This is a genomic window from Microbacterium sp. H1-D42 (assembly GCF_022637555.1).
Lineage (GTDB): Bacteria > Actinomycetota > Actinomycetes > Actinomycetales > Microbacteriaceae > Microbacterium.
On the sequence record NZ_CP093342.1, the window covers coordinates 1654882 to 1675459 of the forward strand.

Below are 20578 nucleotides of genomic sequence, written 5' to 3' on the forward strand. Positions count from 1 at the left end.
ACCCGCCTCAGTCGGCCATCTGCGGTTCGCGTCAGCGCACCGAGCGACTGTCGGCGATATCGAACAGCCGCTGCAGCACTGGGCCCGCGCGCAGGCCGTTGTGCTCGTGCTCGTTGGTGACCCACGGATGCACGCCGGGCAACAGCTGCGCGGTCTCCATCGAGAACTCGTACGGCACGTATGCGTCGTTCAGGTAGACCGCGGCGGCGCCGGTGACACCGGAAGCGGCGATGGCCTCGGCATCGTAGATCTTCGGCCACTCGTGCTCGGCGAGGATCATCGCCACCTCCCGCCACGGTTGGAACGCCGGCACGGTCTGGGTCCAGTCCGAGCGGATGTGCTCGCCGGTGAACAGCGTCGGGTCCGCGTCGAAGGCTGCCGGCGTCATGCGCTCCGCCGACCAGCGGGTCGCCTGACCAGACGCATAGCTCGACTCGTGGAAAACGAAGTACAGCGGGTTGCGGCCGTCGTAGGGCATCGCCGCCTGCAGGTCGTAGCGGAACGCATTCGTGCGGGGATCCAGCTCCAGCAGCGACCACAGCGTCTGCCATCCGTCGTTGGTGCCAAGTGCCGAGCCGGCGGAGCGCAGCCGCGAGACCGAGACGACCTCGCCGTCAGGCAGCACGATCTCGCCTGCCTCAGCCATCTCGACGAGCGCGCGCATCCGCTCGCGGTGCTCTGGGAAGCGCCGATAGTAGCGCTCGGATGCTGACTGCATCTTGTCATAGCAGAGCGCGTACACCTCGTCGGGGTGACGGTCGACGGTGCTGAGACCGCCGGTGATGAACACGCGGTCGAGTGACGACGCATCGGTCGTCAGGTAGGCGAGCGTCGTGAACCCGCCGAAAGACTGGCCGAGCAGATTCCATGTCGGGGCGCCGAGCTCGACGCGCAGGGCCTCGGCATCCCGCACGATCGAGTCCGCGCGCAGGTGCGTGAGGTACTCGGCTGCGGCCTCTGCGCCGAGGGTCAGCAGATCGTCGCTGACGGGAGTCGAGCGGCCGGTGCCGCGCTGGTCGAGCATGACGACGCGGTAGTGCTCCAGGGCCGTGTCCAACCACATCGGCGAGGTCGGCGAGTGGAACGCGCGTGGCGCCTCGTGACCAGGACCGCCCTGCAAGAAGACCAGATAGGGCAGATCCTCGCCGCCACGGCGGGAGATCACGGCGGCGAAGATCTCGATGGTGCGGTCATCGGCAGCATCCGACCACACCAGCGGCACCGTCAGACGGTGCTCGACCACGGTCAGGTCCTGCATCCGGCGAACAACAGCGGTCATCACATCACGTTCCCTATGTAGGAGTACTTGACGAACACCTCGGCGGCGATGCCGGACTCTTCCAGCACGCCCTGCAGGGCCGTCATCATGTAGTTCGAGTCCCAGCCCATGTAGAGGAAGTGCGACTCATCGAGGGCATCCCAGTGCCCCTTCCACGCCATCTCCTCGTAGATCGGACCACCGTGCTTCGCACTGTACGCCAGAGCGGACGCGCGGTCATCCGTCCAGGCGCGGCGGAAGATCCGGTTGAACAGGGCTCTGACGTCCTTGATCTCCCAGTGCTCGCCGCGGTACTCGCAGTAGTCGAACTCGCGGTCCCAGCCGACCGGCCAGCCGCGACGGCGCACGGCGTCGAGCACCGGCGTGAGCCCATCGTCATCGATCTCGGGCAGCGCAGGGCGAGCCCAGATGCGCACGAACTGCTCGGTGAGCCGTACGGTGCGTGCCGCGATCGCGGCCGTGTTCCACACCGCGATGTCGGCGAGATCGCGTGTGGCAGGCACCGCGCTGCGGGCGTAGGCGTCATCGCGCTTGACCGGGAAGGATGCCCCGAAGACGCGTTCGGTGAGACGCTGCTCCAGCAGGGTGAGGTTGCCGAGGGTCGGGGCCAGCGCACGGTGGCTGTTCTGCTCATCGTCGCTGTACTCCTTCCACAGCCTGACACCGTCGCCACTCCAGGAATCCGCGGGCACAGCGGGGACGATGCTCTCCACGTCGAAAGCGTCGGCGTCTCTGACGTCTTCGATGCGGCTGAGCACGTACACGGGGTGGGGGAGCTCGCCGTACTTCAGCACAGCGCTCACCCGCTCATCGGACGGCGTGATGCGGGCCACCGCTCGCATCAGCGCCTCGCGGCTCTCCTGACGCGCGCGGCACAGCCTGGCGACGAGGCGGTCGGTGGGAAGCCCGACCACGGCACGGCGCAGGAACATCGCCTGCGCCCACTCCATCACCTCGATCAGCTCTGCCCGGCTGATCGCACCGCGGCGGTGGTCGCCGTAGGCGCTCATCACGAGTGGGTAGGTGGCGCGTCCGAAGGTGTTCAGATGCTCGAGGTGGCGCCGGATCTCAGCATCCGACTCGCCCTGCGGATTCAACAGGATTCCGTAGATCTCGGCATATTCACGCCAGACGGCGGCGTCAGCTCGCAGTTTGTCGACGTCGAGCCGCGGGAATGAGCCGCGGAACGCGGCGTACACGCCGTGCTCGCCGGCGGCGTCGATCTCGCGGCCGAGCATCATCACCAGGTAGTGCCGCCAGAACGCGCCGATGGCCTCGCCGGTGGCGCGTTCGATGGGCAACCAGAACTTCTCCTCGATGCGCAGCTGCTCGGCGTGCGAGAGCCCCATCAGGATGTAGTTGTGGATCAGCTCGTGATCGCGCAGCGGCTGGCCCGTGGAGTTCAGGCTCTCGAAGATCTGCTGCGCGTTGGCCGCAGCGCCCAGCGTGATCGAGACGTGCTCGAGCTTCTGCAGCCCGCGCCAAACGGCCGCGGCCTCGTCGGCATGCACCTGACTGCGGAAGAACGCGTAGTTGTCGTCGAAGCGCGACTCGCGGTCGGCGTCGTCCCGACGGTCGAGCACAACCGACTCGTACAGGTCGGCCCAGGCGTGGTGCGGGCGCAGCTTGGTGCGGCCAGGGTCGTCGGCGCGCACGAGCACGCGCTCCAGCTCGGATGCCATCGCCGGATCGCTCTCGCGCACGGCGTGGTGCAGAGCGGCGATCAGCAGCATGACCGTTGTGATCCGCTGCTGGCCATCGATCAGGATCAGGTCGCCGCCCTCGGCATCCCTGCCCGAGAGGATCGAGCCGATGAAGTGCCGATGCGCGTCGTCCTCACCGGCGACGGCCCGCACATCCGAGAGCAGCTTCTCGCATCCGCCGATATCCCACCGGTACTGGCGCTGATACACCGGCACGACGATGTTCGTCGTGGGGGCGGCGAGCCATTCGATGGTGCCGGTTGCGGTCGCTTCGACATTGGTCGCCGTTGCCATGACTGCGTGATTCCTCCGTGCGGCGGGAAGACGTGAGCCGCCGGGACGAGTCTAGTCGCGGGCTGTTTTTATCCGGTCGAGCTCTGGGGAGTGTTCAGGGGTCGGAGGTAGGCTTGCCTAAGTAGGACCTGTTAAAACGTGCTGGTCCGCTACGAAAGGACATGATTCAGATCATGGGATACATCAAGTCTGCGGCACTCGAAGACAAGGGTTTCGTCATTCTCGACAGCTACGGCGGAGAGATGGACCCTGCGGAATGGCTCGACATCGAGTATGTCGACTGGAAGTCCTCGGGTGACACGCGCTTCTCGCCGCTGGCGAGCGCCAAGGGTGAGATCGAGTGCAACGGCTTCTGGAACCACAAGCCGCCGCGCACCGACAAGGACGGCGTCTGGATCGACTCGCAGACCGCTCTCGCGCCGACGCTGACCGCGCGCGCGAAGGAGCCGGGTGCAAACGTCGGTCGCTGCCGTGTCATCGAGCTGCAGCCCACGCCCTACGGCGAGTGCCTGTACAACCTGCACCAGGATGACAACAACCGTCTGAACCCCGACGGCACCGGCTGGGTCGTTCGCGGATTCTTCAACCTCACCGACGACAAGGACAGCTACTTCGTCCTTCGTGAGAACCGCACCGACCCGAGTATCGAGTACCGCATCGCCCTGCCGGCCGGCGCGCAGCTGATCGTCGACACGCAGCGTCTGTGGCACGCCACGACCCACAACGGCACCGACCCGCGCTACTGCCTGATCACGTCGTGGACCTCTGGCCCCGAGCTCGACGCCTACATCGCGAAGTACAACGGCACCGACCAGCACGAGCAGGTCGAGGTCGCTCAGGACGTGCTCGAAGCCGGCTACGCCGAGCAGGCCCGCAAGGATGCTGCTCGCGACGCCTACTACGCCGCGAAGGGTCAGCAGGCGAAGCTCGCCATGAGCGAGGCCTGAGCCCCCCTCGCCCCGTTCAGCGACGGCCTCGATCCTCGGATCGGGGCCGTCGCTTTTTCCCGGCGCTCACCGCACGGATGGGCGTTGCGATCACTACGATCGAAGTGAGTACAGCCTCGCTCGGAGCGCGGTGCACGCGCGTCGAGGCTGCTCGCTGAGGAGGAGCTCATGAGAGCCGTGCGATTCACCGCCTGGAAGACCTTCCCCACGATCGAGGATGTCGAGCGGCCAGTGCCGGGCCCAGGCGAAGTGCTGCTGAAGATCGCCGGAGCGGGCGCATGCCACTCGGATGTCGCGATCTTCGAGCAATTCGACGAGAGCATGGGGGCGCAGCTCGCGCCCTCGTACACCCTCGGACACGAGAACGCCGGGTGGATCGAGGAGCTCGGCGAGGGTGTGACGGGCTTCGAGAAGGGCGACGCGTACCTCGTCTACGGTCCGATCGGCTGTGGGCGCTGTCCAGCCTGCTCCCGCGGGCAGGACACCTACTGCCACAATGCCGCGACCCAGCCGTATCTCGCGACCGGCCTCGGCCGAGACGGCGGCATGGCCGAGTACATGACCGTCCCGGCACGCAACCTGGTCCCCTTGGGCGATGCCGATCCGGTCGATGCGGCTCCGCTCTCAGATGCGGGTCTCACCCCCTACCACGCGATCAAGCTCGCACTGCCGAAGCTGGCTGGCGGAGGCAAGACCGCACTGGTCATCGGCCTCGGCGGCCTCGGCCAGCTCGCCGTGCAGATCCTGCGGACGCTCACCGGAGCCACCGTGATCGCCACGGACATGAAGGCCGAGGCGATGGCCGAGGCCGAGCGGGCAGGAGCGTTGACGGTGCCCGGCGGCGACGATCAGGTCGAGCGCATTCGCGAGTTGACGGGCGGGCAGGGTGTGGACGCCGTGTTCGACTTCGTGGGCATCACACCGACGATCAAGACCGCACAGCAGGTGGTGCGACGCCAGGGCCGGATCACGGTCGTCGGCGTCGCCGGCGGGCCGACGCAGTGGGACTTCTACTCCAACCCGTACGAGGCCGAGCTCACCAACACGTACTGGGGCACCATCGAGGAGCTGCACGAGGTGGCGGCGCTGTATCGCAGCGGGCAGATCACGCCGAGCGTGGTGCGGTACTCGATGGACGATGCCCTTCAGGCCTACCACGACCTGCACGACGGCAAGCTCTCCGGTCGTGCGGTCGTGACGCCGCACAGCTGAGCACTCGTCCGAGAACGGGAGTCCGGGGGAATCACACGCTTGTGATTCCCCCGGATCTGGGTGATAATCGCCGTATAACCGCATAGTTCGCCGAATCTTCGGATCAGGTCGTAGGGGAAGACGTACCTGATGAAACGGAGAGATCATGGCGACGGGATACGCACGCGGAGTGGTGTACATCCACTCCGCTCCACGCGCGCTCTGCCCGCACCTGGAATGGGCGGTAGGACGCGCCATAGGTCGTGCCGTCAACTTCGACTGGAGCGACCAGCCTGTGCAGCAGGGAACACGCCGCGCGGAGTTCTCCTGGGACGCACCGGCCGGCACCGGCGCCGCGCTGGCGACGGCGATCCGCGGATGGGAGCATCTGCGCTTCGAGGTCGCTGAGGATCCGACGCCCGGCACCGAAGGCGGCCGCTGGCTGCACACGCCCGACCTCGGCATCCACTATGCGCAGACCGACTCGGCAGGCAACATCGTCGTCGGCGAGGATCGCATCCGCTATGCGATGGAGATCGCCGCCGGCAGCGCACTCGAGCTGCAGCGCGAACTCGATGTCGCACTCGGCTCGGCCTGGGACGAAGAGCTCGAGCCGTTCCGGCACGCCGGTGACGACGCACGCGTCGTCTGGCTGCACAAGGTCGGGTAGCGGGCCGGTCGGGAGTCGACCACCGAGACGTGCGGAGGAGGCGCGAGTACCGGAAGCCGGTGAGCATCTCCTGGAGGCCGAGAAGGCGAATCCTCCGCAACACGACCGAAGCCCCCTGCGGGGAAGCAGGGGGCTTCAGTCATGCCAGGGGCACGAACGGCTCAGACGCTGCGGAAGGCCACGACGGCGTTGTGGCCGCCGAAGCCGAACGAGTTGCTGATGGCCAGCAGGTCGCCGTCGCCGAGGGGCTGCGACTCGCCCGACAGCTTGAACGGCACGGCGGGGTCGGGCTCGGTCATGTTGATGGTCGGCGGTGCCACGCGGTCGCGCAGCGCGAGCACCGTGTAGACCGCCTCGAGTGCGCCGGTGCCGCCCAGCAGGTGTCCGGTGGATGCCTTGGTGGCAGAGACCGGGATGCTGTCGATGCGGGCGCCGAAGACGCGCTTCAGCGCCTCGTACTCGTTGGGGTCGCCCACCGGTGTCGACGTGGCGTGCGCATTGATGTGCGACACCTCGTCGGCTGTGGCGCCGGCCTGCTCCAGAGCGAGTTCGACGGCGCGTGCAGCGCCGGTGCCCTCGGGGTCGTTGCCGGTGATGTGGTACGAATCGGCGGTGACGCCGCCGCCCACGAGGTAGGCGTAGATCTTCGCGCCGCGGGTCTTGGCGTGCTCCTCGGTCTCGAGCACGAGGGCAGCACCGCCCTCGCCCATGACGAAGCCGTCGCGGTCGATCGCCCCGGGGCGTGATGCCGTCGCCGGGTCGTCGTTGCGGCGCGAGAGCGCCTGGGCCGAGGCGAATGACGCCATCGTGATGGGGTGGATGGCGGATTCAGCGCCACCGGCGATGACCATATCGGCCAGGCCGTCCTGCAGATGCTCGTAGGCGTTGGCGATGGACTCGGTGCTCGAGGCGCAGGCGCTGACCACGGTGCGTGCGAAGGCCTTCGCATTGAACTGCAGCGAGAGGTTGCCCGCTCCCGCGTTCGGCATGAGCATCGGCACCGTCAGCGGCATGACGCGGCGCGGGCCCTTCTCGCGCAGGGTGTCCCAGGCATCCAGCAGCGTCCACACGCCGCCGATGCCGGTCGCCCAGTCGATGCCGAGACGCTCGGGCGCGATGTCGGGTGCCCCGGCGTCCTCCCAGGCCTCGCGAGCCGCGATGAGGGCGAACTGGGTCGAAGGGTCGAGCCGCTTCGCCTCGTGACGGGGCAGCACCTCCTCGGGACGGACAGAGGCCTCGGCAGCGAAGTGCACGGGGATCTGATACTTCTCGATCCACTCGTGCGTCAGCGTGCGCGTACCGGACTGGCCGGCGAGCAGGTTCGCCCAGTTCTCGGGGGCTGTGCCGCCCAGGGCGGACGTGGCGCCGATGCCGGTGACGACGATGCGCTTGGTCATGAATGGTCCTTCAGGGGGAGAGGGCAGGGAAGGAGGATGCCACGCCCCGTCGGTGCGGGGGTGGCATCCACGGGGGTCACTCCTGGCCGGCGACGATGAAGTTGACGGCGTCGGCGACGGTCTTGAGGTTCTTGACCTCGTCGTCGGGGATCGTCACGCCGAACTTCTCCTCGGCGTTGACGACGATCGTCATCATCGAGATCGAGTCGATGTCGAGGTCGTCGGTGAACGACTTCTCCATCGCGACCTCGGATGCGTCGATGCCGGTCTCGTCGGTGACCAGCTCAGCAAGGCCTGCGAGGACCTCGTCGTTGGTGAGAGCCATGTTGTTTCCTCTTTCTCGGAATGGTTACGGAACCGGTGAACAGTCTAGGGAAAAGGCGCCCCCGTTCAGGGGAGCACCACCACCTGCGCGCCGAAGACGAGCCCCGCCCCGAAGCCGATCTGCAGCGCCAGACCACCACTGAGCTCGGGGTGCTCTTCGAGCAGGCGGTGGGTGGCGAGCGGGATCGAGGCGGCCGACGTGTTGCCTGTGGTCTCGATGTCGCGGGCGATGACGGTCGTCTCGGGGAGCTTCAGCTGCTTGGCAAACTCCTCGATGATGCGCATGTTCGCCTGGTGCGGGATGAAGGCGGCGAGATCGGATGCCTCGATGCCGGCCTTCTCGAGCGCTTCGCGTGCGACCTTCGCCATGTCCCAGACGGCCCAGCGGAACACGCGCGGACCCTCCTGGCGCAGGGTCGGCCATGGCGCCTTGCCGTCGCGGAAGTCGACGAGCGTGTGGTTCATCCCGACCAGGTCGGCCTTCGAGCCGTCGGAGCCCCACACGGTGGCGGAGATGCCCGGTGTCTCGCTCGGACCGACCACGACGGCGCCCGCGCCATCGCCGAGCAGGAACGAGATGCTGCGATCGGTGGGATCGACGACGTCGGAGAGCTTCTCTGCGCCGACGACCACTGCGTGGCGGGCCGCACCTGCGCGGATGAGCGCATCAGCCTGCGCGACGGCGTAGGCGTATCCGGCGCACGCGGCGTTCATGTCGTATGCAGCGGCCGGGTTGGCGCCGATGCGGTCCGCGACGATGGCCGCAACCGAGGGGGTCTGCTTGGGGTTGCTGATCGTCGCGACGATGACCAGATCGATCTCAGCCGGGTCGACCCCGGAGCGCTGCACGGCTTCGGCCGCAGCGTCGGTGGAGAGCTCGATCACCGTGGTCTCCGGCACCGCACGGGCGCGGGTGATGATCCCCGTGCGCTGGCGGATCCACTCGTCACTGGAATCGATCGGGCCGACGAGGTCCTCGTTCGGCACGGCGTTCTCTCCCCGGGCGGCGCCCACGGAGTAGATGCGGGTGTACGCGGGACCGGTTGCCTGCTTCAGCGTGGCCATTATGCGGCTGCTCCGTTCAGCAGCGCAGCGGCCGCATCGAGGTCTTCGGGGGTCTTCACTGCGACGTTCGGCACGCCGCGCAGTCCGCGCTTGGCGAGGCCCACCAGAGCACCGGCCGGCGCCACTTCGATGAAGCCGGTGATGCCGGCGGCGGTGAACGATGACATGCACAGATCCCAGCGCACCGGCGACGAGACCTGCGTGACGATGCGGTCGAGGGCATCCTGCCCATCGGTGACGACCGCGCCGTCGCGGTTCGACCACAGCGTGTGGGTGGGATCCTGATGCTCGACCTCGGCGACCGCTGCGCGCAGGGTCTCCACAGCCGGAGCCATGTACGAGGTGTGGAAGGCGCCTGCCACCTGCAGCGGCATCACGCGCACGCCGCGCGGCGAGCTCTCGGCGAGCCTGGCCAGGTTCTCCAGCGTGCCGGCGGCGACGATCTGCCCGGCGACGTTGTAGTTGGCTGGAGTGAGGTCGAGCTCTGCCAGCAGCGCGAGCACCTCATCGGCGTCGCCGCCGAGCACGGCGCTCATGCCGGTGGGAGTCTGTGCGGCAGCATCCGCCATCGCCCGACCGCGGATGCCGACCAGCTGCATCGCGTCCTCAGAGCTGATGACGCCGGCGCTGCTCAGCGCCGCGAGCTCGCCGACCGAGTGGCCGGCCACGCCATCCGCGCTGCGCCCGGCGCGCTGCACGAGGTGCGCCATCGCGATCAGCGACGCGGCCACGATCAGCGGCTGCGCGATGCGGGTGTCGCGGATCGTGTCGGCATCGGACTGGGTGCCGTGCTTGACGAGATCGACCTCGGCGGCCTCCGAGTACGCGGCGACCTGCTCGGCGACTCCCTCGAGCTCGAGCCAGGGTGCGAGGAATCCGGGGGTCTGTGAGCCCTGTCCAGGGCAGGCGGCGACGATCACCTGTCCAGTCTGCCAACGAATCGGCAGAAGCGGTGGATGAACCATCACAAGAATGAAGGAATCCATTGTGCGTGGCGCACAGTGCTCCACACCGTGAGCCGACGCGGGAGGGTCGCGGAGCTGATCAGCGGCGTCGCGGAGCCGGCCGCCGTCGGGCGGAGTCGACTGCGCCGATCGAGCCGAGGATCAGCGCAGTCTGCAGGATCAGCGCCTCACGCGGGCCGGTGGCATCCCAGCCGATCACCTCGGTGACCCGCTTCAGCCGGTAGCGCACGGTGTTCGGGTGCACGAACAGCTCACGGGCGGTGGCTTCGAGGGAGCGCCCGTTGTCGAGATAGCTCCACAGCGTGGTGACCAGGTCGGGCGAGTGCGCCTGCAGCGGGCGAAAGATCCGCTCGATGAGGGTCTGCTTCGCAAGGCTGTCGCCGGCAAGGGCGCGCTCTGGCAGCAGGTCGTCCGCCTCGACAGGTCGGGGTGCGCCGCGCCAGGCCCTGGCGACGGCGAAGCCGGCGAGTGCGGCACGCGCACTCTGTCCGGCGTCCACCAGCGCTTCGACAGGCGGACCGAGCACGACGTAGCCGGGGCCGAACGACGGCTCCAGGCGCTGTGCGATCTCGCTGAACGGCAGTTCGTCCTCGATCACTTCCTTGCCAGGCACTCGGGCCCGGCCGATGACGAGCACGAGGCGGGAGCCCTGCACGCCGATGAGCACATCGACAGCGAGGCGGCGGGCCGTACGGCGCACCAGGTCCACATCGAACTGCGGGGGAGTCGTGCCGACGATCACGCTCACCTCGCCGTGACCGTGCCATCCGAGGGCGGCGATCCGACTGGGCAGCTCCTCGTCGGCCTCACCCGTGAGGATGGAGTCGACCACGAGGGCCTCGAGCCTGGCATCCCACAGTCCGCGCGCCTCAGCGGCGCGGGCGTACACGTCGGCCGATGCGAACGCGACGTCCCTTGAATACAGCAGGATCGCCTCGCGCAGGTCCTCGCCGCGCCCTGCGACGCGCTCCTCCGTCACCTCGACGGTGACGCGGATCAGCTGCAGCGTCTGCTGCAGGCTGACGCTGCGCAGGAGTTCGCGCGGTGCCGAGGCGAAGATGTCGGCCGCGATCCACGGCGTCGACGTCGGATCCTCGTACCACTGGATGAAAGAGGTGATGCCGGCCTGGGCCACCAGCCCGACCGCAGAGCGGCGGGCTGGTGGCATGTCGGCGTACCAGGGAAGAGTGTCCTCGAGTCGCTTGATGGTGATCGTGGCGATGTCGCCCGAGATCTTTCGCAGCCAGGCGAGCGTGGCGGCCTTGTCCATGGCCGACTTCGAGGATCCGGTCACTGGCTCAGCTCTCGCCGCCTGCGTTCCCGCTGGTTCCCGCGTTCACTTCGTGCAGGCGGTACTTCGCGATGGCCTGTCCGACGAGCGCGCGGTCGACCTTGCCCTCGTCGGCGAGTGCCTGCAGTGCACGCACCACCATCGACGGGCCGTCGATCTTGAAGAAGCGACGTGCGGCGGCGCGGGTGTCCGAGAAGCCGAAGTCGTCGGCACCCAGCGTGTAGTAGCGGTTCGGCACCCACTGGCGGATCTGGTCCTGCACTGCGTGCATGAAGTCGCTGACCGCGATCACCGGGCCCTCGGCACCCTGCAGCTTCTGCGTGAGGTACGCGGTGCGCGGCGCCTCGTCCGGGTGCAGGAAGTTGTGCTCATCAGCGGCCAGGCCGTCGCGGCGCAGCTCGCCCCACGATGTGACCGACCACACGTCTGCCACGACGCCCCAGTCCTGCTTGAGCAGCTGCTGCGCCTCCAGAGCCCACGGCACGCCGACACCGGACGCGAACAGCTGGGTGCGGGGTCCGTCGCCTTCGCCTGCGGCGATGCGGTGGATGCCGTGGACGATGCCGTCCACGTCGACATCCTCCGGCTCGGCCGGCTGCACGAGCGGCTCGTTGTAGACGGTCATGTAGTACATGACGTTCGGGTCGGGGTGGTTGCCGCCGTACATGCGGTCGAGACCGGAGCGGACGATGTGCGCGATCTCATACCCGTAGGCCGGGTCGTACGACACGGTCGCGGGGTTGGTGGATGCCAGCAGCAGCGAGTGTCCGTCGGCGTGCTGCAGGCCTTCACCTGCGAGCGTGGTGCGCCCGGCGGTGGCGCCGATGATGAAGCCGCGCGCCATCTGGTCGCCGGCTGCCCACTGGGCGTCTCCGGTGCGCTGGAACCCGAACATCGAGTAGAAGATGTAGATCGGGATCAGCGGCTCGCCGTGCGTCGCGTACGACGTGCCGGCGGCCGTGAACGCAGCCACAGCACCGGCCTCGTTGATGCCGACGTGCACGATCTGCCCCTGCGGGCTCTCCTTGTACGCGAGCAGCAGCTCCCGGTCGACCGAGGTGTACTGCTGGCCGTTCGGGTTGTAGATCTTCGCGGTCGGGAAGTACGCGTCGATGCCGAAGGTGCGTGCCTCATCGGGGATGATCGGCACGATGCGGTGGCCGAAGTCCTTCGACCGCAGCAGGTCCTTGAGCAGTCGGACGAACGCCATGGTCGTGGCGATCTCCTGCGTGCCTGAGCCCTTCTTGGGAAGCGCGTACGCGGCATCCCCAGGGAGCGAGATCGGCACGTGCGTGGTGCGGCGCTCCGGCAGGAAGCCGCCCAGGTTCTTGCGGCGCTCGAGCATGTACTGGATCGTCTCGTCCTGCGCACCGGGGTTGTAGTACGGCGGCAGGTACGGGTTCTCCTCGAGCTGCGCATCCGTCACCGGGATGTGCATGGTGTCGCGGAACGTCTTCAGGTTGTCCAGCGTCATCTTCTTCATCTGGTGGGTCGCGTTGCGGCCCTCGAAGTGCGGTCCGAGGCCGTAGCCCTTGACGGTCTTCGCGAGGATGACGGTGGGCTGGCCCTTGTGCGCGAGCGCGGCCTTGTAGGCGGCGAAGACCTTGCGGTAGTCGTGACCGCCGCGGCGCAGCTGCCAGATGTCGTCGTCGCTGAGGTCCTTGACCAGGGCAGCGGCGCGCTCGTCCTTGCCGAAGAAGTGCTCGCGCACGTATGCGCCGGACTCGGCCTTGTAGGTCTGGTAGTCGCCGTCGGGCGTGGAGTTCATGATGTTCAGCAGCGCGCCCTCACTGTCCTGGGCGAGCAGGTCATCCCACTCACGACCCCAGACGACCTTGATGACGTTCCAGCCGGCACCGCGGAAGAAGGACTCCAGTTCCTGGATGATCTTGCCGTTGCCGCGGACAGGGCCATCCAGACGCTGTAGGTTGCAGTTGATCACGAAAGTGAGGTTGTCGAGACCCTCATTGGCGGCGACCTGCAGCTGCCCGCGGCTCTCGATCTCATCCATCTCGCCGTCGCCGAGGAAAGCCCACACGTGCGAGGCGGAGGTGTCCTTGATGCCGCGGTTCTCGAGGTAGCGGTTCGACATCGCCTGGTAGATCGCGTTGATCGGGCCGAGGCCCATCGACACGGTCGGGAACTGCCAGTACTCCGGCATCAGACGCGGGTGCGGGTACGAGGGCAGGGCGTGCGGCGCACGCGACTTCTCCTGACGGAAGCCGTCCATCTGCTCTTCGCTCAGACGTCCCTCGAGGAACGAGCGGGCGTAGATGCCGGGGGAGGCGTGGCCCTGGACGAAGATCTGGTCGCCGCCGCCTTCGGCATCCGCGCCGCGGAAGAAGTGGTTGAAGCCGACTTCGTACAGCGAGGCGGACGACGCGTAGGTCGAGATGTGACCGCCGACGCCGATGCCGGGGCGCTGGGCGCGGTGCACGGTGACCGCCGCGTTCCAGCGGATCCAGCTGCGGTAACGGCGCTCGAGGTCTTCATCGCCGGGGAACTCGGGCTCATTCTCGGGCGCGATGGTGTTGATGTAGTCCGTGGTCGGAACCATCGGCACGCCGAGGTGCAGCTCCTTCGAGCGCTTGAGCAGGCTGAGCATGATCTCGCGGCCGCGGCCGTGGCCCTTGGCATCCACCAGCTCATCGAGTGACTGCTGCCACTCGCCGGTCTCCTCCGGGTCGCTGTCCAGTGGGGCCTGAGAGTATGGATCCTGATCGTGGACGGTCACCGTGGAGCCTTTCGTCGATCTGGCAGGTCGTGCCAAGGAAACGGGAAGCGACGCGGGCAGCCTTGTCGGCTCGGCACAACGCGCGCTGTCTTCACCCTATATCCGTTCGCGGGTCTGATGACGCACTCGCGGCCCGTTAGAATGGGCGGCTGAGGGCCTTTAGCTCAGCTGGTAGAGCGCCACGTTTACACCGTGGATGTCGTCGGTTCGATCCCGGCAGGGCCCACTCCATCATCCGGATCCGTCTGCGTCGATTCCGAGGCGGATTCCGGCCCGCCATCGGGGCTGTCCTCCTGCTCGGGCACCGCATCGCGGTCGCCGGACAGCCATCGCAGCCAGGTCGACTGCGGGTCGGCTTCGAACAGCAGCATCCGAGTGAACAGCGTGAGCGGGATCGACAGGATCGCGCCGAGCGGACCGATGATGAACGTCCAGAAGACGACCGAGAAGAACGTGATGGTCAGACTGAGACCGACGGCGTCGCTGACGAACTTGGGCTGGATGAGCACCTGCAGCGTCACGTTCACGACGCAGTAGATCGCCACGACCCCGAGCATCAGCGGCCAGCCGCCCACCAGGAACGCGAGGATCGCGGGCGGGACGAGGCCGACGATGAAGCCGATGTTCGGGATGAAGTTCGTCACGAAGGCGAGCACGGCCCACACCACGGGCGCAGGCACCCCGAGCCACCACAAGGCAAGTCCATCGATGATCGCCACGATCGCACCGAACGACGCGTTGACGACGTAATAGCGACGGGTGCCGGAGGTGAGGTTCGAGATGCGACTCATCGTCGCGCCTTTCACGGCTCCGAACAGGCGAGGGGCGTCACGGTATCTGGCGCCGTCGACGGCCATCATGATCACGTACGCGCAGACGAAGAACAGCGCTGTGGCCACACCGAGCATCGTGCTCCACACGCTGCCCGCGATGCTCAGCAGCGTCTTCGGATCGAGCAGCGAGGCGGCGGCGTCTGCTGCGCCCTCGTCGAGTCCGGCCGACTGCAGCCAGGCCATCAGGTCCGTCAGGGGCTGTGGCAGACCGGCACTGGCGAAACTCTCGATCAGCTTGACGAACTGTGCACCTGCGATCCAGAGCAGCACGCCCATCGCTGCGAGGATCAGGTACGAGAGCACGATCACCGCAGTCGATGCCGTCCACCGCGGCCAGCCACGGCGCTCCAGGGGCCGGCGGATCGGCTCGCAGATGATCACGATCACCAGGGCCAGCGCCAGCGGCGTGAGCAGGTCCTGCGCGAGATGCACGCCCAGGAGCGTCACCGTCGCCGCGGCAAGAGTGAGCAGCACCCTCAGCGCAGGGGCGGTCGCGGGCAGCGGCGAGGTGTTCGACGTGGTGGTCACCCCGTCAGAGTAACGCCCAGTCACACGGCATCCGGAGTGACGAGCGGGGGAGCGACCGCCTCGCTGGTGACGACGCTCACCAGATCTCCCTCTGCCAGTGCATCGGCGACGCCGCGCACGACATCAGAGGTGATGCCTGCGCCGTGCAGCGGGTGATGCCAGAACTGCACCGTCAGCATCCAACGTAGTTCGGAGACGCCGGTCAGCAGCACATTCGGCTGCTCACGGGTGTGCACACCCTCTGCTGTCAGCACCGCCTGCACCACGCGCTCGATGACGTCGTCGAGGGCGATGCCGTCTCGTCTCTTGATCCGCAGACGCAGGTCGCTGCGCCGCGCGCCGTGTCGGGAGTCGTTGACGAGCAACCCTGACATCAGCATGGCGTGCGGGACGTGCACCGTCCTGCCGTCGGTGGTGAGGATGATCGCGGAGCGACCATTGAGTTCGTGCACCACCCCGGTGATGACGCCATCCAAGCCCTCCACGGTGATCTGCTCGCCGAGCTTGACCGACTGGCGCGACTGGATGAGAACCCCGGCGGCGAAGTTGTCTGCCACTCCGCGCATCACGAGAACCAGGATCAGGACGGCGATGAGGGTCATCGCCAGCAGCGGCTGCACGTTCGCGCCGAGGAAGGCGAGCGCCACACCGATGCCGCCGAGCAGGATCAGGTACTGCGCGAACCGGGCGGCGAGCTGCACGACGGAATCGGAGATCCCCGGCGTGCGCTTGGCCAGCTTGAGGATGCCGCTGCGCACCAGCCGCGATGCGATCCAACCGATGATCACCGCGAGGATCGCGAACACGATCTGCGAGGCCGTCAGACCTGTTGGAAACAGTGCGCTCAAGTCCATGTCTCCCAGCTTGCGCGGTGCCGCACGCCCGCTGCGGAGGGAGTCACCCGCCCCGGGTGATCGGTCGGGTGTGCGAACCACCGACCGCGTCGACAATGTCGGCATGGACGATTTCCCTGTCTCGCGCCGACGGCGCTTCGGGCGGATACTCGATGTCACGACCGTGGTCGTGCTGTCGATCACCGCCGTGCTGACGGCATGGTGCGGGTTCGAGGCCTCGAAGTGGGGCGGCGAGATGTCGATCGCCTTCAGCCAGGCCTCGTCCGCCCGCGTGCAGGCTGCCGCCGCCGCGTCGGAGGCGCAGGCGGCGCGGCAGTACGATCTGACGATCTACACGCAATGGGTGCTGGCCGAGCACAGCGGCGATGCGAGTCTGATGCGCTTCATAGAGGAGCGGTTCTCTCCGCAGTTCACAGTCGCGTTCGACGCCTGGCGCAAGAGTGATCGTGATGCGCTCGGGCCCGCGGCGATGAAGGAGTACGTACTGCCCGGCGCCGTCGAGGCCAAGGAGCTGAGCGCACGGGCTGACGCCAAGTTCAGCGACGCCCTGGCTTTCAACCAGCGTGGTGACAACTACTCGCTGATGACGGTCCTGTTCGCTCTGGTGCTGTTCTTCGCGGCGCTGTCGCAGTCCCAGAAGGTCGAGTGGCGACGGTGGACGTTCCTCATTCTCGGCCTGCTTCTGGGCATCGTCGGCGTCGCATTCGTGTCGACTTTTCCGATCAAGATCTGACACCTCACCTCGCCCGAAAGAGATGATGCATCGTCGTGCGCGGACCAGACGATGTCCAGAATGTGGGCATGCCGTCCAGTACTGCGCGATCAGACCTGCTCACCGCCGCCCGCTCGAGCGCGAATGAGGGCACCCGTGAGCGCGCCCGCGAGGCAATAGGGCTGCAGATCTCGATTTTCGCCTTCATCCTGGTCGCGCTCGTGGCCGTGCCGGTGTTCGGGTTCCGACCCGGGCCGATCTCGGGCCCGGACTCCGTCGGCCAGTACGCGGCCATCGCGGCGGCCGTGACGGCCGCCGTCGTATTCGTACTGGGGCGCATCGTCGCCGCCGATCCGCATCGCGAGCGCCCGCTGGGCGTGCTGGACATCATCGACATCGCCGCGTTCGCCTTCGCGCATGCCGTGATCGCGCTGCTGGGCTGGACGCTGATGGCGGTGATCCTCGAGGCGGGGCTGATCGGTGCAGAGGTGTTCCCGATCCCTGTGCTCCTCCTCTCTGGCGCTGCCGCGGCCCTGACTGCGTACGTCGTCTACGCCTCGGCGACGCACCTCGACCTGCAGCTGCTGGCCATCGTGCTCGCGACCTTCCTCATCGTCGGCGTGCTGGCGAGCATGCTCACAGCCAGCGACCCATCCTGGTGGAAGGACAACCTGAGTGCGCTCGGCATGACCGATGACCTCTCGGCGCGAACCTTCAACCTGACGCTGATCGTGGCGGGCATCCTCGTGACGACACTCGCCCGCTACGCGACCAAGGCGATCCCCGGTGTGCATCCGCGCGGCGTCGTCGCGGTGCGCACCTGCCTGATCATCGTCGGCATCTTCCTCGGCATGGTCGGACTGTTCCCGGTCGACCAGCACTTCGCGCTGCACACCGGTGTCGCGTCCGGCATGGCCGTCGCCTTCGGAGTGCTGGTGATCGCGCTGCGCTGGTGGCTGCCAGGGCTCTCGCGCACCTTCCTGCTGCTCGGGTACCTCTTCGTCGCCGTCATCGTCGTGCTGAGCATCCTCTTCGCAGTGCAGTACTACACGCTGACCGCCGTGGAGCTCATCGCAGGTACATTGGTCTTCACCTGGATCATCCTGTTCATCCGCACCGTCGATGCGCTCACCCAGGATGTCGCCGCGGTCGACCCGGAGTGAAGCGGGGTCACATCGTCACCGTGCGTGTCATTGCCTGGGCACAGCATCCGGTTCCCGCTAGGTTGTTGACATGGCGCCTCCCCTGCGTCCGACGAGATCGGGACCCATCGCGCGATTCAGTTCGCCTTCTGAACGGCCGGCAGACCTGCCGCGGCCGCGGGTGGTCGACACGATCCGAGCGGCGCTCGACGACCGCGCGTACTGCATCGTCAGCGCACCCAGCGGATACGGCAAAACCACGGCGGTGGCCGAGTGGGCGGCGGGGCCGGTCGAGCTCGCCTGGCTGACGCTGAACGCACTGGACTCCGATCCGCGTCGGCTCGCGCGCGGTGTCATGGAGGCGCTCGTGATCGGTGCGGAACTGGGCGGTCGCCCACTGGCACTGCCGGTGGCACGGTCCGATCCGCGCCGGGCGTACGCTGCGATCATTGATGCGCTGGACGACTGGGCCGGGACGCTGCACCTCGTCGTCGATGATGCGCACCGCGCCGGCGAGCACTGGCGTGACGGCCTGCTGGGGATGCTGCTCGATCAGATGCCAGACAACCTCCGCGTCGTGCTCATCGGCACCACGCTGCTTGAGATCACCTCATCGCGCGAACGTCTCACCGATCCCGGCGCATTCCTCGGTGCGGACCTGCTCAGATTCACCGTCGAGGAGGTCGCCGCACTGCACGCCCCAGAGCCGATCGCGCTCGATCCGAAGGCGATTCTCGAAGAGACTCAGGGGTGGCCGATCGCCGTGAAGATGGTGATGATCGGCGGCGTGCGGCCGGTGTCAGAAGCGGCCAGCGCCTCCGCCTTCCTCACAGACTATGTGCGTGATCACGTGCTGGGCGCGCTGCCTGACGAGATGGCGCAGTTCGTACTCGACGCGAGCGTGTGTGCTGAACTCGACGCCGAACTGGCCATCGCCGTCACCCAGCGGCCGGACGCAGGGTGGATGCTCGACGAGTGCGTTCGACTCGGCATGTTCCTCGACCGATTCAGCTCAGAGCAGGGTTCGAGCTACCGATGGCATGCGTCCTTCGCCAGGACCTGCGATGTGATCCGGGGCGCGGATCCTGTGCGCGCAGCGGAATCTCACCGGCGTGCGGCAGCCCACCTGCGAGACGAAGCCCCCATCGCATCGATAGCGCATTCGCTGCGGGCAGGCGACGTGGACGGCGCGCGCGATACCCTGGCGCGCCGGTGGCTCGGCCTGCTGATGCGCGGTTCTGCTGTCGAAGTGGACAGCATCGTCACTGAACTGCTCAGGCGTGCTCCGGAGGATCCCGAACTGCTGCTGATACGTGCGAGCGCCACTGACGCGCTCGGCGAGCACCATCTGGCGCGCGATCTGCTGCACCGTGCAGAGGTGCTCGTCCTGAGATCCGACCCCTCGCCGCACGCCCTGGTGCTCGACATCGCCCGCCTCATGATCTGCGACGATCAGGAGCAGGTGGGGCGCGCCAGCGCCAGGGTGCACGAGCGGATCATCGTCGCAGAAGGCGGAGTGCTCGTCGATCATGCGGCCGTGAACCATCTGCTCGGGTGGGCCGAGATCCAGTTTCCGACGAACCCGGCACTTCCGGCCGAGAGATTCGCCGCGGCATCGCGCGAGCTGCGGCTCGCTGATGATGAAGAGCAGTGGATGCGCGCGGTCGGTCATCTGGCGTTCGGCCGAGTGTGGGCGGGGCGGTTCCGTGAAGCGACTGCCGAGCTCGCAGAGGTCGGTGGTTCGGCCGACCCCTCTGTGAGTGCGGAGCAGGCGGGCAGCAGTGCCGTCCTCGCCGCTGGTCTGATCGCCCACTGGTCGGCGGATGCTCTTGGCGCCTCCCGCGCCTTCGCGTCGATCCTGAACGGCAGCGGGTCCGACGCCTCGACCAACGCCGTGGCAAGGATGATGATCGCCTATGCGGCCGCCGAGGGCGGAGATCTCGCGGCTTGTCGTCGCGCGGCGATCGGGGTGCAGGATATGCCCGTAGAGACCATGCACGGCATCGCCTGGGGCGTGTGCCGCGAATCGGCGATCGCCGTGCTCGAAGAGGCGATCGGCAATCAGGAGCGAGCGCTGCGGATCGCCAGGAAGCATCTGCATCGTGCTGATCTGCCCATCATCGCGGTGTCGCTGGCGGGCGTTCTGCGCCGCGCGGGGGAGTACAGCGAGGCACTCGTGCAGCTGAGGTCGCTTCGAGCGTTCGCAGAGGTGTCCTATGTGAAGTCGCCGACGCTGATCACAGCGGCAGTGCTTCGGCGGCATCAAGGAGACCACACCGCGGCACACGACCTGTGTGAGGCGGCACTCGCCGTCGCCGTGCCCGAGGGCATCCGACTGCCGTTCGGACCTCGCGAGATCGCCGTGCGACGACTGCTCAGCGAGCACGTGCATCACGGCACGCAGTTCGAGGACTTCATCGGAGAATGTCTCGCATCTGATGCGGCCGGATCGCTGGCCACGGTGCTGTCCGAGCGCGAGCAGCAGGTTTTCCGTCAGCTGCAGACGTCACGCACGCTGCCGGAGATCGCCCACGAGCTCGGTGTGTCGATCAACACGGTGAAGACTCACCAGCGCTCGATCTACCGCAAGCTCGATGTCTCCTCCCGCCGTGAGGCAGTGCGCACCACCGTGTGACGTGTGCCGCTGCA

Annotated in this window: 16 protein-coding genes and 1 tRNA gene; 7 read left to right on the forward strand and 10 right to left on the reverse strand. The window is 67.4% G+C overall.

Annotated elements, in window-relative coordinates; all coding sequences use genetic code 11:
• Nucleotides 1–31: 31 nt before the first annotated feature.
• On the reverse strand, nt 32–1279 hold the full coding sequence (locus MNR00_RS07895; protein ID WP_241928601.1) for an alpha/beta fold hydrolase: 1248 nt from the start codon (nt 1277–1279) through the stop codon (nt 32–34).
• A complete protein-coding gene (locus MNR00_RS07900) occupies nt 1279–3276 on the reverse strand; it encodes a DUF262 domain-containing protein (protein WP_241928602.1) in 1998 nt (665 codons plus the stop codon). Before MNR00_RS07900 ends, MNR00_RS07895 begins: the two co-directional genes overlap by 1 nt.
• Nucleotides 3277–3449: 173 nt before the next feature.
• Here MNR00_RS07900 and MNR00_RS07905 point away from each other — a divergent pair, with 173 nt between their 5' ends.
• The 3 genes from MNR00_RS07905 to MNR00_RS07915 all read left to right on the forward strand — a co-directional run bounded on the left by MNR00_RS07905 (nt 3450) and on the right by MNR00_RS07915 (nt 6084).
• Nucleotides 3450–4223, forward strand: coding sequence for a hypothetical protein (locus MNR00_RS07905; RefSeq protein ID WP_347271935.1), 774 nt, complete (start codon nt 3450–3452; stop codon nt 4221–4223).
• 168 nt (nt 4224–4391) lie between these two features.
• Nucleotides 4392–5435, forward strand: coding sequence for an NAD(P)-dependent alcohol dehydrogenase (locus MNR00_RS07910; protein WP_241928604.1), 1044 nt, complete (start codon nt 4392–4394; stop codon nt 5433–5435).
• A 145-nt stretch (nt 5436–5580) separates the two neighbouring features.
• Nucleotides 5581–6084: a DUF3145 domain-containing protein gene (locus MNR00_RS07915; RefSeq protein WP_241928605.1), complete on the forward strand. Its 504-nt coding sequence runs from the start codon at nt 5581–5583 to the stop codon at nt 6082–6084.
• Nucleotides 6085–6245: 161 nt separating this feature from the next.
• On the opposite strand, the gene MNR00_RS07920 is transcribed toward MNR00_RS07915, so the two are convergent.
• The 6 genes from MNR00_RS07920 to aceE form a co-directional block, all read right to left on the reverse strand.
• Nucleotides 6246–7481, reverse strand: a complete 1236-nt coding sequence (locus tag MNR00_RS07920) for a beta-ketoacyl-[acyl-carrier-protein] synthase family protein (RefSeq protein WP_241928606.1) — start codon at nt 7479–7481, stop codon at nt 6246–6248.
• Between the two features lie 76 nt (nt 7482–7557).
• Nucleotides 7558–7806 (reverse strand): acyl carrier protein, encoded by a 249-nt coding sequence (locus MNR00_RS07925; RefSeq protein WP_087130211.1) that lies wholly within the window; start codon nt 7804–7806, stop codon nt 7558–7560.
• Between the two features lie 65 nt (nt 7807–7871).
• Nucleotides 7872–8870, reverse strand: a complete 999-nt coding sequence (locus tag MNR00_RS07930) for a beta-ketoacyl-ACP synthase III (RefSeq protein WP_241928607.1) — start codon at nt 8868–8870, stop codon at nt 7872–7874.
• Nucleotides 8870–9790: an ACP S-malonyltransferase gene (locus MNR00_RS07935; RefSeq protein WP_241928608.1), complete on the reverse strand. Its 921-nt coding sequence runs from the start codon at nt 9788–9790 to the stop codon at nt 8870–8872. Before MNR00_RS07935 ends, MNR00_RS07930 begins: the two co-directional genes overlap by 1 nt.
• Nucleotides 9791–9914: 124 nt before the next feature.
• The gene (locus tag MNR00_RS07940) at nt 9915–11105 is read right to left on the reverse strand and encodes a PucR family transcriptional regulator (RefSeq protein WP_241928609.1); all 1191 of its coding nucleotides are present in this window, start codon (nt 11103–11105) and stop codon (nt 9915–9917) included.
• A 28-nt stretch (nt 11106–11133) separates the two neighbouring features.
• Entirely contained in the window at nt 11134–13860 is a 2727-nt protein-coding gene (aceE, locus tag MNR00_RS07945; protein WP_241928610.1) for a pyruvate dehydrogenase (acetyl-transferring), homodimeric type, read from the reverse strand.
• Between the two features lie 153 nt (nt 13861–14013).
• On the opposite strand from aceE, the gene MNR00_RS07950 reads away from it, so the two are divergent.
• Nucleotides 14014–14086: transfer RNA gene (locus tag MNR00_RS07950), tRNA-Val, on the forward strand.
• Here the strand turns inward: MNR00_RS07950 and MNR00_RS07955 are convergent.
• Together MNR00_RS07955 and MNR00_RS07960 are read right to left on the reverse strand one after the other, a co-directional pair.
• Nucleotides 14046–15245 carry an AI-2E family transporter gene (locus tag MNR00_RS07955; RefSeq protein WP_347271936.1) on the reverse strand — a complete coding sequence of 400 codons (1200 nt, stop codon included), beginning with the start codon at nt 15243–15245 and terminating at the stop codon, nt 14046–14048. The genes MNR00_RS07950 and MNR00_RS07955 overlap by 41 nt on opposite strands.
• Nucleotides 15242–16075 carry a mechanosensitive ion channel domain-containing protein gene (locus MNR00_RS07960; RefSeq protein WP_241928611.1) on the reverse strand — a complete coding sequence of 278 codons (834 nt, stop codon included), beginning with the start codon at nt 16073–16075 and terminating at the stop codon, nt 15242–15244. The genes MNR00_RS07955 and MNR00_RS07960 overlap by 4 nt, the downstream gene beginning before the upstream one ends.
• A 103-nt stretch (nt 16076–16178) precedes the next feature.
• Here MNR00_RS07960 and MNR00_RS07965 point away from each other — a divergent pair, with 103 nt between their 5' ends.
• The 3 genes from MNR00_RS07965 to MNR00_RS07975 all read left to right on the forward strand — a co-directional run bounded on the left by MNR00_RS07965 (nt 16179) and on the right by MNR00_RS07975 (nt 20564).
• Complete coding sequence (locus MNR00_RS07965; RefSeq protein WP_241928612.1) at nt 16179–16808, forward strand: hypothetical protein; 630 nt, start codon at nt 16179–16181, stop codon at nt 16806–16808.
• A gap of 68 nt (nt 16809–16876) precedes the next feature.
• Complete coding sequence (locus MNR00_RS07970; protein ID WP_241928613.1) at nt 16877–17950, forward strand: DUF998 domain-containing protein; 1074 nt, start codon at nt 16877–16879, stop codon at nt 17948–17950.
• A 160-nt stretch (nt 17951–18110) separates the two neighbouring features.
• Nucleotides 18111–20564, forward strand: coding sequence for a LuxR C-terminal-related transcriptional regulator (locus tag MNR00_RS07975; RefSeq protein WP_241928614.1), 2454 nt, complete (start codon nt 18111–18113; stop codon nt 20562–20564).
• Nucleotides 20565–20578: the final 14 nt, after the last annotated feature.

Coding starts and splice junctions, on each gene's coding strand:
- MNR00_RS07915 (WP_241928605.1), top strand. CDS start 5,581: ATGGCGACGGGATACGCACGCGGAGTGGTGTACATCCACTCCGCTCCA.
- MNR00_RS07905 (WP_347271935.1), top strand. CDS start 3,450: ATGGGATACATCAAGTCTGCGGCACTCGAAGACAAGGGTTTCGTCATT.
- MNR00_RS07900 (WP_241928602.1), bottom strand. CDS start 3,276: ATGGCAACGGCGACCAATGTCGAAGCGACCGCAACCGGCACCATCGAA.
- MNR00_RS07925 (WP_087130211.1), bottom strand. CDS start 7,806: ATGGCTCTCACCAACGACGAGGTCCTCGCAGGCCTTGCTGAGCTGGTC.
- MNR00_RS07965 (WP_241928612.1), top strand. CDS start 16,179: ATGGACGATTTCCCTGTCTCGCGCCGACGGCGCTTCGGGCGGATACTC.
- MNR00_RS07895 (WP_241928601.1), bottom strand. CDS start 1,279: ATGACCGCTGTTGTTCGCCGGATGCAGGACCTGACCGTGGTCGAGCAC.
- MNR00_RS07920 (WP_241928606.1), bottom strand. CDS start 7,481: ATGACCAAGCGCATCGTCGTCACCGGCATCGGCGCCACGTCCGCCCTG.
- MNR00_RS07970 (WP_241928613.1), top strand. CDS start 16,877: ATGCCGTCCAGTACTGCGCGATCAGACCTGCTCACCGCCGCCCGCTCG.
- MNR00_RS07930 (WP_241928607.1), bottom strand. CDS start 8,870: ATGGCCACGCTGAAGCAGGCAACCGGTCCCGCGTACACCCGCATCTAC.
- MNR00_RS07960 (WP_241928611.1), bottom strand. CDS start 16,075: ATGGACTTGAGCGCACTGTTTCCAACAGGTCTGACGGCCTCGCAGATC.
- MNR00_RS07910 (WP_241928604.1), top strand. CDS start 4,392: ATGAGAGCCGTGCGATTCACCGCCTGGAAGACCTTCCCCACGATCGAG.
- MNR00_RS07940 (WP_241928609.1), bottom strand. CDS start 11,105: ATGGACAAGGCCGCCACGCTCGCCTGGCTGCGAAAGATCTCGGGCGAC.